This is a genomic window from Pelagibacterium sp. H642, from assembly GCF_031202855.1.
GTDB lineage: Bacteria > Pseudomonadota > Alphaproteobacteria > Rhizobiales > Devosiaceae > Pelagibacterium.
Window position 1 is genome coordinate 391,937 of record NZ_CP101830.1, and the last position, 12,902, is coordinate 404,838.

18 protein-coding genes are annotated in these 12,902 nt (G+C 58.3%); 4 read left to right on the plus strand and 14 right to left on the minus strand.

All coding sequences use genetic code 11. The features are described from left to right. Positions 1-113: 113 nt before the first annotated feature. On the minus strand, positions 114-356 hold the full coding sequence (locus NO934_RS19985) for a hypothetical protein (protein WP_309163963.1): 243 nt from the start codon (positions 354-356) through the stop codon (positions 114-116). Positions 357-1,098: 742 nt separating this feature from the next. Between NO934_RS19985 and NO934_RS19990 the strand changes: the two genes are divergently transcribed. Further along, positions 1,099-1,893, plus strand: coding sequence for an SDR family NAD(P)-dependent oxidoreductase (locus NO934_RS19990; RefSeq protein WP_309163964.1), 795 nt, complete (start codon positions 1,099-1,101; stop codon positions 1,891-1,893). A gap of 9 nt (positions 1,894-1,902) precedes the next feature. On the opposite strand, the gene NO934_RS19995 is transcribed toward NO934_RS19990, so the two are convergent. Continuing rightward, the gene (locus NO934_RS19995; RefSeq protein WP_309163965.1) at positions 1,903-2,145 is read right to left on the minus strand and encodes an excalibur calcium-binding domain-containing protein; all 243 of its coding nucleotides are present in this window, start codon (positions 2,143-2,145) and stop codon (positions 1,903-1,905) included. A gap of 58 nt (positions 2,146-2,203) precedes the next feature. Between NO934_RS19995 and NO934_RS20000 the strand changes: the two genes are divergently transcribed. Beyond that, positions 2,204-2,440, plus strand: coding sequence for a hypothetical protein (locus tag NO934_RS20000; protein ID WP_309163967.1), 237 nt, complete (start codon positions 2,204-2,206; stop codon positions 2,438-2,440). 7 nt (positions 2,441-2,447) lie between these two features. On the opposite strand, the gene NO934_RS20005 is transcribed toward NO934_RS20000, so the two are convergent. After that, the gene (locus tag NO934_RS20005; RefSeq protein WP_309163968.1) at positions 2,448-2,621 is read right to left on the minus strand and encodes a hypothetical protein; all 174 of its coding nucleotides are present in this window, start codon (positions 2,619-2,621) and stop codon (positions 2,448-2,450) included. A gap of 11 nt (positions 2,622-2,632) precedes the next feature. Next, positions 2,633-2,887, minus strand: coding sequence for a hypothetical protein (locus tag NO934_RS20010; RefSeq protein ID WP_309163969.1), 255 nt, complete (start codon positions 2,885-2,887; stop codon positions 2,633-2,635). 313 nt (positions 2,888-3,200) lie between these two features. Between NO934_RS20010 and NO934_RS20015 the strand changes: the two genes are divergently transcribed. Further along, positions 3,201-3,869: an HXXEE domain-containing protein gene (locus NO934_RS20015; RefSeq protein WP_309163970.1), complete on the plus strand. Its 669-nt coding sequence runs from the start codon at positions 3,201-3,203 to the stop codon at positions 3,867-3,869. A 69-nt stretch (positions 3,870-3,938) separates the two neighbouring features. Here the strand turns inward: NO934_RS20015 and NO934_RS20020 are convergent, their stop codons facing one another. Together NO934_RS20020 and NO934_RS20025 are read right to left on the minus strand one after the other, a co-directional pair. Next, positions 3,939-4,244 (minus strand): hypothetical protein, encoded by a 306-nt coding sequence (locus NO934_RS20020; protein ID WP_309163971.1) that lies wholly within the window; start codon positions 4,242-4,244, stop codon positions 3,939-3,941. Between the two features lie 27 nt (positions 4,245-4,271). Then, on the minus strand, positions 4,272-4,646 hold the full coding sequence (locus tag NO934_RS20025; protein WP_309163973.1) for a GNAT family N-acetyltransferase: 375 nt from the start codon (positions 4,644-4,646) through the stop codon (positions 4,272-4,274). 874 nt (positions 4,647-5,520) lie between these two features. Here NO934_RS20025 and NO934_RS20030 point away from each other — a divergent pair. Beyond that, positions 5,521-6,117, plus strand: coding sequence for a hypothetical protein (locus NO934_RS20030; RefSeq protein WP_309163975.1), 597 nt, complete (start codon positions 5,521-5,523; stop codon positions 6,115-6,117). A 1,825-nt stretch (positions 6,118-7,942) separates the two neighbouring features. Here NO934_RS20030 and NO934_RS20035 read toward each other — a convergent pair. The 8 genes from NO934_RS20035 to NO934_RS20070 all read right to left on the minus strand — a co-directional run bounded on the left by NO934_RS20035 (position 7,943) and on the right by NO934_RS20070 (position 12,839). Then, positions 7,943-8,614, minus strand: coding sequence for a TadE/TadG family type IV pilus assembly protein (locus NO934_RS20035; protein WP_309163977.1), 672 nt, complete (start codon positions 8,612-8,614; stop codon positions 7,943-7,945). Between the two features lie 418 nt (positions 8,615-9,032). Next, on the minus strand, positions 9,033-9,857 hold the full coding sequence (locus NO934_RS20040) for an SIR2 family protein (protein WP_309163978.1): 825 nt from the start codon (positions 9,855-9,857) through the stop codon (positions 9,033-9,035). Further along, the gene (locus NO934_RS20045; RefSeq protein ID WP_309163981.1) at positions 9,854-10,828 is read right to left on the minus strand and encodes an ATP-dependent DNA ligase; all 975 of its coding nucleotides are present in this window, start codon (positions 10,826-10,828) and stop codon (positions 9,854-9,856) included. The genes NO934_RS20040 and NO934_RS20045 overlap by 4 nt, the downstream gene beginning before the upstream one ends. Then, the gene (locus NO934_RS20050) at positions 10,828-11,025 is read right to left on the minus strand and encodes a hypothetical protein (RefSeq protein WP_309163983.1); all 198 of its coding nucleotides are present in this window, start codon (positions 11,023-11,025) and stop codon (positions 10,828-10,830) included. The genes NO934_RS20045 and NO934_RS20050 overlap by 1 nt, the downstream gene beginning before the upstream one ends. 2 nt (positions 11,026-11,027) lie before the next feature. Then, positions 11,028-11,273, minus strand: a complete 246-nt coding sequence (locus NO934_RS20055) for a hypothetical protein (protein ID WP_309163986.1) — start codon at positions 11,271-11,273, stop codon at positions 11,028-11,030. Position 11,274: 1 nt separating this feature from the next. Next, positions 11,275-11,463, minus strand: a complete 189-nt coding sequence (locus NO934_RS20060) for a DUF3606 domain-containing protein (protein WP_309163988.1) — start codon at positions 11,461-11,463, stop codon at positions 11,275-11,277. A gap of 372 nt (positions 11,464-11,835) precedes the next feature. After that, positions 11,836-12,087 (minus strand): hypothetical protein, encoded by a 252-nt coding sequence (locus tag NO934_RS20065; protein ID WP_309163990.1) that lies wholly within the window; start codon positions 12,085-12,087, stop codon positions 11,836-11,838. Then, complete coding sequence (locus NO934_RS20070) at positions 12,084-12,839, minus strand: SOS response-associated peptidase family protein (RefSeq protein WP_309164372.1); 756 nt, start codon at positions 12,837-12,839, stop codon at positions 12,084-12,086. The genes NO934_RS20065 and NO934_RS20070 overlap by 4 nt, the downstream gene beginning before the upstream one ends. Positions 12,840-12,902: the final 63 nt, after the last annotated feature.

The window sequence follows — 12,902 nt, forward strand, 5'->3', positions numbered from 1 at the left end:
CCCCAGCTTCGCCGCCGCCGTTGACATTATAATCTCAGCAGCTCGGATCTCGACATCGGCTCGACATGAACTGTTCAACGGCACAACCTTGTACGCCGCATAGCGTTTAAGCGTTACCATATACGGTGTAAAGGATTATTTCGGATGATGCGATAACATTTGGAATCGCCGGCAAGGGCAACCCCATCAAGAGCCTTGAACTGAGGGTAGATATCGCCAGTGGCAAGCGCAGAGGCGATCTTGTCCGCTACTGCATACACTTCGCAGGCGCTGTAAGGATGCACGAGCGAAAAGTCTGGGGGCAGGTGCTGCTCGATTTGCTCAAAAACACTTCTGCCGGCGCTAGGCATGTCCATTCTTGCCCGCACCAACCAAAAGAGGCGCTTTACCCTGAGGCGCTTGGAGATGGTCCGCAGCGCGGCTGGTTATTTCCTCACCAGCGAGGACCTTTTCAAGGGTTCTCGGGAGATTTGGGAAGTTGGCGGCGCCGCCTCTTAGAGCACGCGCTCGCAAGCCTCAGCGCTATATGTCGAGCATATAACTCACGCCGTTGCGGCCCATCTTCTCAGACACTGTTCAAATGTCGGTCTTCAGCGCGAAACGGGTTCCTCCAACGGCAGATTGAGTGCCCGCCGGGCTTCGCCGGACACGGGAGATGATTGAAGGCAAGCTTGGAGAGCGCCTTACCCTTGCAGAGATTGCGGCCGAAACTGGCCTTGGCGCACCCGCACCACAGCGCACACCGACAATGCTGGCGCACTCGAGCATGGCTGGTAATCGGCGCGCCCCAAGACCAGACAACGAATTGAAAGCTTTGGCTTTGCTTTGCCCACTGCTGTCCAGTTCCACAAACCGTTTGCGTTCTTGGATTATGCAAAGCTTCAAACAAGGCGCGCTTCCCGTAGCGGTACGATCACCGAAGAAGCTTCCATTTTCTCGGGCTCCTGCTTTGAATTTAAGGGACACGCACGAGCGCGCCCCGCGACTACGCAGACAACAATATCTCGGAAAGGATGCTTCGGGTCTGTACTAGCTTTGGTTTAGACTGGAACGGCCTCCTGGCGCGGCAGTTCTCCTTGGACCATAGGGAGAACGGCCATGGCTAAGCAATCCGAACTCAACTTCTCGGTGGTTACCGGGGCGTCGTCAGGCATAGGGCTTGAGCTCGCCCGTATCGCGGCAGCGCATGGCTCTAGTCTTCTCATTGCCGCTGACGGGCCACAAATCCACGAGGTAGCCAATGAGCTCGGCGTGTATGGTACAAATGTGGAGGTCGCACAGGTGGACCTTGCGACCCCGCAGGGCGTCGATGAGCTCTTCAACCTTGCCTATGCCAACGGACGCCGTGTCGACGCCCTGTTTGCGAACGCAGGGCAAGGCCTCGGGAAAGAATTTGTCGATCAGGACTTCGCCGATATCATGCGGGTCATCGATACGAATGTGACCGGCACTACGTATTTGCTGCATCGGTTTGTTCGCGCAATGCGTGCAGCGGACCATGGTCGGGTGCTGATTACCGGATCGATCGCCGGATTGATGCCCGGAAGCTTCCAAGCTGTCTACAACGCCACCAAGGCCTATGTGGATTCCCTGGCCTTTGCGCTGCGCAACGAGCTCAAGGATACGAGTGTATCGATCACCTGCCTGATGCCCGGTCCGACCGATACCGAGTTCTTCGAAGCCGCGGACATGCTCGACACGAAAGTGGCACAAAACAAAAAGGATGATCCTGCTGACGTCGCCAAGCAAGGTTTCGACGCAATGATGCGCGGGGATAGCCATGAAGTTGCGGGTTGGGCCAACAAACTCCAGGCCATGATGACCCGATTTGTCTCGGACGACTTTTTGGCCGAACGACACCGGAAGATGGCGCAGCCGCGCTCGGACGCCTAGATCGAAGCGTTACCGCAACGCCTCACAGGCAATTCCGTCATTGTCGGCGTCGAGGCGGTGCGGATCGCCGGGGCCTTGTCTTTCGTAGAACGCTTGAGCTTCCGACCATGACCGAAAATCCGAACAATCCATGTCGCGTTGAGCAAAAGCCGTGTGTGTCGAGATTGTCGTGCAGATGGCGACAGCGATAGCACCAAGAAAGTATCTCATGATGTCCTCCCCCCTATCCAAGGAGAGGATGGAGCCAGACATCGGACCCGTCAATCAGCCTCAGGCGTTGTGCCTAACAATACGAGAATGGAGAACAGGTATGCAGCGCCAAGAGCTGATGCGTCCAGATCCCGAGCATACCCGCAAAGACGGGGAGGGCGGCGAACTCTTCGAGTTCATGGTCGACTACCCGTTCGAGAAGGGCGTTCATTCCATCTCGATCTGGGCCCGCGACCTAGAAGATGCCGAACGGCGGCTCAGGGCAATTCAGGCGAACGGCGAGGTTGCGGGGCAACTCTATGCCGCTGGAGAGACGCCCAGCGCCGCCTTGAACTGAGGATCGGCTAGGCGTCACCCACGATAACATTGACCGTGCCACTGCCTTTGCAATCGGGGCAGGGCTCATCATCGATCTTGCCCGACCCTCCACAGCGTGGGCAGGTCGCTTCGCCGGACTGCTTGGTGCCCGGCTCGGTTTCGTCACCTGGCTTGCGCTCTATCAGCTTGTCTCGATCCATGTCGCGGCAATCTAGAGGTGGTCGATCCGTTCCTTGGGTTCGTTCTCCACCTCGTCTTCGCTAAGCTTGTTCTTTTCGGTGTCACTTAAGGCGTACCGCGGATTGCTGCTGTCGTTGACGTAGTCTTTCTGCCCCTCCTGGCTCTCAGCAGGGCGGCTGGGCCGGTTCGCCTCCTGGTTCTCCTGAGTGGCCTTCCGGGTTTCCTCGGGCGTCTGTGCCTTGCCATGGTTCAAATGGTTGCCGGTCCGGTCTTTGCGTTCGGACATGGTGGTCCTCCTTTTCGGCTAGGTCAGTCCAATGACCCCGTTCCGTACTCGTTCCACGGCCTCGCCGTTCACTAGATGCATATTACAGGGGTGCCGCTCGAGATGACCTATGCCGTTGACACAAAGCATCCGAAGCCTTCCGATTTCAGCCCCCGGGAGGATGGTGGTCGAAAGCTTTATGCCCGTATCGGAAGCGGACAAGTTGCCCGAGATCGTAGCCCCGGCGGTCCATGGCATGGTCGGTTTCAATCATCGCACCTAAGCCCAGATCGAAATGATGCGATGGAGCCGCTGTAGGGAACGGTGACCAGGGATGGCCTGCCGCGGCCAGATCCTGCCCAAACAAGCATTATGCCAGCGCGTCGGTATTGACAGAGGGACGGGACGAGGAAGAATCTGTCAGCAGGGGGCGATGATGCTGGACCGATTTCGCGACTATTGGGTGTATGGCGGGAGCCTAGCGGGCGTCATATTGCTGATTGTCGGAGTGGGGATCGCCCCGTTCTTTGGCATGCCCCTGCTGCTGATCTATCTTCTGCTTCCGATCTACATGCTTCACCAACTCGAAGAGCACTACGATGATCGGTTCCGCACCTTTGTGAACCGTGAGGTCGGAGGAGGTGCGGAGGTACTCACGCGAGGAGCCGTGTTCCTTATCAACGTGCCCGGCGTGTGGGGAATCTATGCCATTGTATTTGCGTTGGCGGCCACGGTGCACATTGGTTTTGGGCTGATAGCCGCGTACACGACCTTGGTGAATGCGCTGGCTCATGCGGGCCAGGCCCTGCAGATGCGACGCGCCAATCCGGGGATCTACACCGCGATGCTGCTTTTTCTGCCTGCTTCGATACTGACCATTCAGGCACTGGCCGGCATCAAAGACGTTGGTGCAGCCTTTCACGGGCTGGGCCTGGTCGTGGCGCTGACAATACACGCCCTCATTATCGGCTATGTGGCCGTCCGCCGGACTGCAACACTGTAGCGGGCTTGGGCAGTCCCGCGACAAACTCGAGGAACTCTGCTGCATTCCGCTCTGATCAACCCGACCGTGTCAGATCGTCCGGCAGGATGTCACGCGGATCAAAACCTCGTCTTGTTCGAATTCCCGTTCGAGTTTGGTGCGATATTTCTTCCACCATCCTTGGTCGAGTTCGCTCACCATCACTTCGATGATGAGGATGCGGTCCTTCTGCATCGTGGCCCCTTGCTTCCATAGTCCATCGGCAGGCGCCCGTGTGAACGCGGTAGCGCCGCCAAATCGGTCAGCCAGGCCACCAACGATACCCTCGATGATCTCGGGCTCAATCGGTATGCCGCTCCCTGTATCGAGCGGCAAGAACACCTCTACGATCTGCATGGAATTGATCCTCCCAGATCCAGAAGCCTACTCAAAAAGCAGAGCTTTCTCCATCATTGGCACCACTGGCCCAAGGGGCGTCTGCTCTTCTCCCACGATGACAAAGCCTACAGACCGGTAGAACGGCACAGCACTGTCACCAGCAACGACCCTGATCACCGTGATCTGCCGACGCACCAATTCCTGTTCAACGGCCAAGAACAGGTCGGTCGCAATGCCGCGCCGCCAATAAGCGGGAGTAATGAACATCCCTTCGAGTTCGGCGTGATCGTTGCCAGCGATGACAAAGGAGGCAAAGCCGATAACAACGCCGTCCGCTTCCGCCAGGACAACATTGCCGTTGGCGATGAGAGCGGGATCCACCTGCAGGTGCGCCGGCTCTTCCTCGAGGCGGCGCAGCACTTCCCCGGTCTCCACGGCCAACGACGCGTGACGCATCACGTCGTTGAGGGCCTGGCGATCATCGTTATGAGCAAAGCGAATTGCTACAGCCATTGGGATGCCGAGCGGTCCCGCGTTAGACCCCCAGGCGGTAGTTGTAGCGTGACAGCACGATCTTCATCATAGCGATGTCGCTACCTGATCCGCTGATGACGATCCCACCATTGCGCATTTTCCGGGCGAGCGATGTTTTCGTTCGCGTTCGGACAAGCTGCTTGATGTGCCGATAGCAGTCGGAAGCGCTAAACCCCTTAGGCGGGTAGACCTTACAATTCATCGATTTCTAAACCCCTCATTTAAGGGACTTTTCTGCCATGCCGGCTTATGCGGGCGCAACACAGGAGATGGCCAGTAGCTCTCAAGGCTATCGTTGCGAGCCCCGGCAGTGTCGAGAAACGGTTCGCTCGCTCTATGACGAGCAGGATGGAAAGGCCTCCTCCAGATCGAAACAAGCGAGACCATCCCGGCGCCGCGGCCCTAAAGTCCACCCTCGATCGCCTGCGGGGTGATAAGCGCACCCTCAGCGACACGCTAATCGCCGCCGAGGACCACCGAAGAGTTCATCAACGTCACCACGATCGTAGCGCCGACATTGAGATCACCTCGGCCGTGTTCGGTGCCAATCCTGATCCTGCAGATCAGATGGTGATCTGACGGCCACTCAGTGACCATTATCAAGATCATGCGATACGGAGGGCAGGGCCGGTGGTGGCTTGGCGCCTTATTGTTCGGGGTTGATGCCGCTCAATTGCCTTGATTAAGGCGGCAACCAAGAGACGAGACGATCGTTGATTGCGGCGCGGGGGTGCACACAACGAGAGAGGATGTCTCACAAATGAAGACCTTCACAAAGCTCATTGCTACCGCTGCAATTCTCGCTTCGACCTCCACCTTTGCACTGGCTCAGGCCGACGTGGGCATTGACGCTGGTGTCGATGCAGGCGTTGATACTGGTGTCGATGCAGGAGCTGACACTGGTGTTGATGCTGGAGTTGGAGCAGATGTGGATGCCAACGCCGGCAACAATGGCGTCGGCCTTGGTGTCGGCGGTGACGCAAACGCCAATGCGAACGCTGACGCCAATGCGGATGCTAATGCTGCTGCCGCGGGTGACGTGAATTACGGCCAGATCATTTCGAGCCTGCAAACGTCCAATGTGGCCGCTGCTGACATCGAAGCAATCGGTGCCGATGCCCAGATCGACATTATCACGCTGTCGGAAATCAAGGGTAACGCTGCCGAAAATGCCAGCGCTCTCGATGAAGCCGTGAGCGCTCAGAGTGCTTCACTCGCTGATCTGACAGCAGCCATCGAGGCCAATGCCGACGTTTCGGCCGCCCTTGAAGCTGAGGGCTACACGACCGACCAGATCGTCGCGGTGACCTCCAGCGGCGAGGGTTCGCTGACCATCGTCGTCGACGACGCGATGTAAGCACAAGCTGACTATCCATTCTCCGGCGGCCTCTCCTTTGGGGGGGCCGTTTTCTTTGGGAGAGGCCATGCCACCAGCGCCAAATCTTCTTGGCTCTTGCCGAGCGGCACGAGCGCCAGCTTCGCGATGCCTTTTTGGCCGCGATCACCAAGACAAGTGTCCGCCACACTTCACCTGCTCGCGGACCGGAGCCGAGCGCTAAGAGTTGAAGAGCCTGGCGTCAGTCGCCAGACGCGCCTCATATGCTCGCAGACCCTCGTCTCAGCGCTTGCATTTGGATTGATGTAAGCCGCCCACCAGCGTGGGGCGCGGGGTGGGCGGCTTCGTGGGAGGTAAGCAATGATTTCTGGCATTGCACTTACTGAACGGAGCCGTCGCGGAGCGGTTGCGAAGATTCACTTCTGACATCTCACTGAGGGAATGGGAGCCGCGCAACGGCAGAAACAAAACGAAGCCCGATCGAAAGCCGAGCTTCTCTTCCGAGCCAAATACCCCCGCGCTGGTGAGGTGTGACAGGGTATCTCTGAGAAGTGGAAGACCAACGCGTGCGATGTGAGCTTCGGCGTCGGCCATCGAGGACAACGTCACTGAAACAGGTGTAGAGGTATTCGCCCTTGAACGAGAGATTGCCCATGATCGTGGCCTCGACACCAGCACCGGCCGTCCAGCCCCAGCCATACTCATCAGCTTCAAGCGAAATGGTGCCCTCGGTGATTTTCGCAATCGAGTTCACGGAAAGCGACGCCAGCAATTAGCGCCTCATTGTCTACCGAGCTGCCACCCTCTGACCGTACAAATGGCGTCGACCTGGCAGTTCGGCGCTAGATCAGTGGTAAAGAGAGACTGCAGTGCCGGCAAGAAATGGTGCGACCGTAGCCAAGGCGTACTGAGGTTTGGCAACTTTGCCAAAGGCGTCGGTGGCTAAAGGTGAGCCGCCCACCGAACTGGCGGTGTGGTGAGCGGCTCTGCAATGCTTGGAGGCAACTGCAACTGCGTTTATGCCACAGAATAGTGGGTTTCGCCAAGAAACAAGTGAGCCGCCCATCGGAGGCTGCTGACCAACGATGAGCGGCTCTCGCGCCTCGCGGCGGTGAGAACCGCGCTTTGGTAGAACGGCGCTGATGGCGAATGGCTGCGGAGATTTACTGGTCCAATGGATGAGCCGGCTGCTGCGGCGGAGCGAAAGGCGGCTCTGCAACGCTCGGCGGTCAGGCTGAACTGCTCCCTGCGTGAGCCGCCCATCTGATGATGAACGAGATCATGCGGCTCAAAGCGATGCAACATTATCAAGGCGAGCGACATGGAGACGGCCGAGACCGCCTTGAAGCTTTGGGGCAAGATGGGCCGCCAGACAGTAAGCTTCTGTTTCGCGGGACATTAGAGCAACCCGCGCCGGCGCCACACCTTCGGCGCGCGGCTGGGCAACCCGTGCGCCTCATATCTAAATCTGGCCGATACTGGTTCCTCTGGCAGTCCAGCAGAACACACCATGCATGATCTGACGCCGGAAACGGCGCCTCGCGTGGAGTTTGAATACCTGTGCGATACTCCTCGATTTGTCGGTTTGATCGGCGGCGGGGGAACAACGATTCTGATGTCGTTTCCGCTGACGCGGCCAACATACGGGACATCAAGCAACTGCACTCGGACTTGGCCGAGCTCTCCGCCACTACCGGACGCCGCGGGAAACAACAAGCGCCATGCGGTCGCTCGAGCAGTCTTCCGGCTTAAAGACGGCGAGTATCCGCGTACTGCGAGATCATCGAGAGAATGGAGCGATCGCAGACGGGCGTGGCGCGTGGGTGAGCGCCTGAAGCACAATGGGCTACCCAGAACCGTTATTGTTGGTGATGCCGCCGCCCTTGCCATTTCCAGTTCCCCAACTGTTGTGGCGATCGTTGCAGTTGCGCCCCCGAGTGTCTTCGGGGCTGTAGCCGGCGCACATCTCTTCCGCGTCACTGCAAAAGCCACCATCAACCCGCGGGATGGAGAAGCTGCGGTGGGACAGAGGAACCGTGGTCTGGAAGGCGAAATGGAAAAGTGGCTCGAAGGAGTATTGCCCCTCTGCGACGATAACGCATCTGTCCCCTGCCAGGGTAACAAACTCGCTCGGGAGCGAAATGACGTCGCCATGTTCTCGCGCAATCATGCCGTTCGCCGCGGCGCTACTGAGGACCTCTCCTTCGCTCTCGCTGGTTGGCATGGCGATGGTGATACGCATCCCTGTGCGTTCGACCTCGTGGGGACGCATCACCGCGTTGCTAATGGAAAAGAAATCGATGATTTCGCGTCTTGTCGTCTCATCGACCGATTTGCGCGCCACAAGATCGCTCAGCGATGCGGTCAGGTTGTTGAGCTTTCGATCGATCGATAGAGCAAGTGTGAGATCCACTGTGCCCAGATAGAGCAAGAGCAGGAACGGCAGGATCAAGGCGAACTCGACCGCTGCCACGCCGTCTGTCGATGTCGAAAAATTGCGCTGCCGGCCGGTCGTCAAGGATGCCATCCCCTGAAGGAGTTTGAACCTCCTCGATGTTAGGTCGGCAACAGTTAACGAGCTCACCAAGGTCTTAGGATCTACCGTTTATTCGCCCCCGATCGGCGACATTTCGTATTTCAAAATCGGGTATCCATAGTGAGTTTGAATTGTGCCTTGAGAGATCTGCTGCGCCAAATTTGCCGACCGCCTCTAAGCCACTCGATACTCGACCACCTTCATGAACCCCTCAGGCCCCCCCATGACCAGCTACTCAATTTTTGAGCTGAAGCCTTCCGGGATGATGCTGAAGTGTAGCATCCCCGGATCTGCGTTCCCGCGATCTTTCAGATGACCTTTCTTTAATTGTGGTTGCTCTTCGGGCTTGCGGCTGCGTCCGTAACCCAAGAGCTTCGAGGGCCGTTTCCGCGTGGCCGTACTAATCAGCTGTGTTCCTGACTTCCAACACCTGACTGAGGAAATCGACCAGCGCTTCCTCAGGGTCACCGTGGCTTCCAGTGAGAAGTGTAATTCCCCAACGGTTTAGCACCGTCTCCTGAATCCTGTTGGGCCGGGGCATAAACACGAATGATCGGGGGCGGTCACGCTCCTGGCCCGACTCGATCCAAGCTTGCCAAACTCGGTGGAGTAGAAGCCGTATGTTGATGTCGGTCATTGAGTAGCCGATAAACAGAAGGGTATGGCCGAGAGCGTCTGCATGGAACTTGGTGTCCAGCGGCGAATCGAACGCAAGGCGCCTGAAATAATCGGCCTCGGCCAGCACCATAGAATCGTCGTCATCGAAATCGCCATGGAACTTGACGATCTGGGTCACCTCGTCAGGGGCCGCGGCAAAATCACGCGCGTTGGCGATGCGGTGATACGGCTTATTCTGGCACTTGTAGGCGATCTCGAGATTCCGGTCATAGTTGGTGGTGTAGATCCTCGGGAAGTCCAGTTCGACGATCAGCTGATGCACTCGGGAAGCCTGAACGCTTTCTTCTGAGACCTTCCATTCGCGGTCCATCCAGCTGCGCAAGGGACCGATGCCTCCCATGCGCACCATGTAATATTCAGCGAGCGTTTGGTGAGAGATTGAATTGTCCTCCACCTCCTCGGGTGACAGATCGAGGCTTTCGATCATGTGCTCGATGAGGAAATCCCAGGATGGTAATCCAACGCTGATCGAAACGCCGGCGCCTACAAATAAGATGGCCTTGCGTTTTCGCACTGCGTCGGCGAGCACCTCCATATCGTTGCTCATCGGCGACGGTCTCTGATTTGATCCATGGTGCAATCTTCCGGCCGCTTGTCGGAGCGCCAGCGCAATAGGCGTGCGCCATGCCGCATGTGATCCCCGGTGATGTGATCGGCGCTGACCTCGGCGACGAGAATGGGCTTGAGCGGGATCGGCTTTCGCTCTTTGCCTGACCATCGGCTAACGCCGCCCGGTGCGCGGCCGGTGAAGCTTTCGCCGCCGATGATCGGCTTTAGAATATGGCCTATTTCTTCGGCATCCTTATAGACCCGGCTTCTCCCCACATAGTTGAGCTTGCCATCATCGTCGTAGAGCCCAAGCAAGAGGGAGTCCACGCGCTCGGTTCCTTCCTTGTAGTAAAGGCCGGCCACGACGCAATCGAGGGTCTTCCAGAGCTTGAACTTGCGCATGGCGCGCTCGCCGGGCTGGTAGGGTTCATCGAGGCGCTTGGCGACGATGCCATCGAGACCTGACTTGCCCAACCACTTCTCGGCCGTGGCCCGGCTGGTGGTCGCGTCACCGATGCGGACGGTCTTGTTCTTCCCGATTGTCCTGAAGAACTCGACCAGGGCAGCCCGTCGCTCGCTCAGCGGTTGCGCCATCGTCGAGCCGCTCTCATGGGCCAGGAGGTCAAAGACAATGAACTGCGCCGGATGCTGCTCGGACAGCATTTTGATGCGCGATGCGGCAGGGTGGAGCCGGAGCTGCAGCGTCTCAAAGCCTTCGGGAATGACGATCTCGCCATCGAGGACGACTTGATCCATTGGAAGCGCCTCGATGGCCCCAGCAATCTCGGGAAAGTAGCGCTCGAGTGGCTTTTGGTTCTTCGACTGCAGGTTGACCGTGTCCCCGCGGCGAAAGGCAATGCAGCGGAACCCGTCATATTTGGGCTCGTATAGCCACCCGTTGCCTTTGGGCAGTTCGTCGACCGGCTCGGCTTCCATGGGCTTTGTCGTGAGGGCAGGGGCTTTTGCCATCAGTCGGCCGGCGGCGGAGCGTGGGGTGCATCAGGCGTCATCTCGCCGGCATCGAGCAAACCGGCGGCTTCCTCAGCCTCATTCTCTTCGAGGTCATCGAGCGGCACTCCATCCATGGTCACAACCCAGCCGTTGTCGGCATCGACCACCTTCCACGTACCGTCACCCGATCGCCTCTTTTCGTATCGTGGTGGCATCGTCAGGGTCCTTTCGAGGCGATTGCGCGGTTCAGCATCCTCGTCGCATCGGCCACCCGGGTGGACACAGGATCGGGCAATGGATCATGTCCCTCATCCTCGTGATGCAGCACGGCGCCGAGATCGCGCATATCCACCATCTGCCCACAGGCAGGGCAGGTGTAGAAATGGCTCTGCTCGTCATCGGCCTGATCGCGCGCACTGCCGATGATCGCTTTGCCGCCGGTGCTTCGATCGACGTCTGCCACGTCAGGCCTGCCGCAGCTTCTTGGCTTCGCGCTCCAGATCCTCGCGCATATTGCCATGCTTGGCGATCAGCTCACGGGTTTGCTCTTCGGAGATGCCGTTCTCTTCGGCAAAGTACCGGACCTCATAATCCTGGTCGGCGGCAACCCTATCGCGATCACGGAAGTCTTTCTTGTTGGGATCGTCAGCCATTATGCTCTCCTAGTAGATAGGCTAGAGCAATGGTCGGCCCGCCGTCGGAGTTCCGGTTCTACTGTCGAGATTGACTCTTTGCTGAGAACGTTTCCACTCTGTTCTCATGCCGCGCACCGCCGTTGGAATGACCGATATCCACCCTGCAGGACCTCATTGTGAACAATGATCAGCTCACGCTCTATTGCCGCTGTGGGCACCACCTCGCTTTGTCGCTCCCAAAGCTGATCGAGAGGCTGGGGGGAGACTTCGACGACGTTAAACGCCGGAGGCGTTCCTGGGCAAGTTCGTTTGCCAATGACTGTGGCGCCCGCCCATTCACACTGCATCTTACGAAATACGTCCGGTATGTCGGTGCTCCGATAGGCGTGCTTATTCCATGTCAGGCACGGGCCCAAAGCTGAACAGCACTTCTGGCTCGCCATATTCGCCAAGGTTTGGATCGGCCGTGCGCGACCAGGCAATCACTGCCGGGTAGCTGTTGACCAACGATCCCGCCTCGATCCTGGCGCGCTGCTCGCTCTGGAACTCGCGGGGTTCGAAAGCCGGCCGCAGTCCGCCCTCGCCGTCATCCTCAAAGGCCATGACGACAATGAGCTTGGTGGGTGGTGTGGGTTTGCTCATAGCAGGCCGTCCTCTTTTACGCCTCGAGCGACGATCTTGAGCATGCCGTCGGGCAGGGGGCGTTGCAGTGCTCTGGCTTGGTTCCATGGCGCAGTCAGCCAAGTTTCCACCTCGTCGGGCGTCGTCAGGATCACCGGCATCGCCTTGGGATGGATCGACTTCACCTCGGCATTGGCGTCGGTGGTGAGGAAGGCGAACAGGTCGGTGGTCACCTCTCCCTCTTTGATCTTGCGCACACAGGTCCATTGCGGCGCCCATATACCGGCAAAGAAGGCGAGGGGACGACTGTCATCGAAAGCGAACCAGATGTCGCCGCCGGCGTCCTTGTTGAACTCGCTGAACGAGGTGAATGGAACGACGCACCGGAACCGCGGCGCCAGCCATCGGCGCCAGTGCTGGCTATCGGTGTTGCGAACATTGGTGACGCCACGGTCCGGCTCCATCCGCACCAGCTGGTTGAACTCTTCCGGGCTGAGCTCTCGCTTTTCCTTTTCCTGAATTTTCTTTGCACGTGCGCGTGCGGCTTCATAGAGCACGCGGGACGACGACGGCATTCCCCATCGCACCATGGCCAGTTCCGATGTCAGATCGTCCATGTTGCGGATGATCGGCGCCAGATAGTCAGGGTAGATGCCGGGCAGGGGCGGAAAATTGCCGAGATTGGCATGAAGGCTCAGTTGCGCCCGGCGGCTCTCACGCACGAAATCCCGGATCGCCTGCACGTTGCTGGTCATTGAGTAAAGGTTGCACATCCTGCCATCCGAAATAATCGCTGTTTTGCTGAAAGGTAGCCGAGTTTCCTTCGGTGTCCACTT

Bases quoted from the DNA above. Each gene is read 5' to 3' on its own strand.
- NO934_RS19995 (WP_309163965.1), bottom strand. From the start codon at position 2,145: ATGTCTGGCTCCATCCTCTCCTTGGATAGGGGGGAGGACATCATGAGA.
- NO934_RS20065 (WP_309163990.1), bottom strand. From the start codon at position 12,087: ATGAGCAAACCCACACCACCCACCAAGCTCATTGTCGTCATGGCCTTT.
- NO934_RS20050 (WP_309163983.1), bottom strand. From the start codon at position 11,025: ATGCCACCACGATACGAAAAGAGGCGATCGGGTGACGGTACGTGGAAG.
- NO934_RS20015 (WP_309163970.1), top strand. From the start codon at position 3,201: ATGGCCTGCCGCGGCCAGATCCTGCCCAAACAAGCATTATGCCAGCGC.
- NO934_RS20070 (WP_309164372.1), bottom strand. From the start codon at position 12,839: ATGTGCAACCTTTACTCAATGACCAGCAACGTGCAGGCGATCCGGGAT.
- NO934_RS20040 (WP_309163978.1), bottom strand. From the start codon at position 9,857: ATGAGCAACGATATGGAGGTGCTCGCCGACGCAGTGCGAAAACGCAAG.
- NO934_RS19990 (WP_309163964.1), top strand. From the start codon at position 1,099: ATGGCTAAGCAATCCGAACTCAACTTCTCGGTGGTTACCGGGGCGTCG.
- NO934_RS20060 (WP_309163988.1), bottom strand. From the start codon at position 11,463: ATGGCTGACGATCCCAACAAGAAAGACTTCCGTGATCGCGATAGGGTT.
- NO934_RS20000 (WP_309163967.1), top strand. From the start codon at position 2,204: ATGCAGCGCCAAGAGCTGATGCGTCCAGATCCCGAGCATACCCGCAAA.
- NO934_RS20020 (WP_309163971.1), bottom strand. From the start codon at position 4,244: ATGCAGATCGTAGAGGTGTTCTTGCCGCTCGATACAGGGAGCGGCATA.
- NO934_RS20030 (WP_309163975.1), top strand. From the start codon at position 5,521: ATGAAGACCTTCACAAAGCTCATTGCTACCGCTGCAATTCTCGCTTCG.
- NO934_RS20005 (WP_309163968.1), bottom strand. From the start codon at position 2,621: ATGGATCGAGACAAGCTGATAGAGCGCAAGCCAGGTGACGAAACCGAG.
- NO934_RS19985 (WP_309163963.1), bottom strand. From the start codon at position 356: ATGGACATGCCTAGCGCCGGCAGAAGTGTTTTTGAGCAAATCGAGCAG.
- NO934_RS20010 (WP_309163969.1), bottom strand. From the start codon at position 2,887: ATGTCCGAACGCAAAGACCGGACCGGCAACCATTTGAACCATGGCAAG.
- NO934_RS20045 (WP_309163981.1), bottom strand. From the start codon at position 10,828: ATGGCAAAAGCCCCTGCCCTCACGACAAAGCCCATGGAAGCCGAGCCG.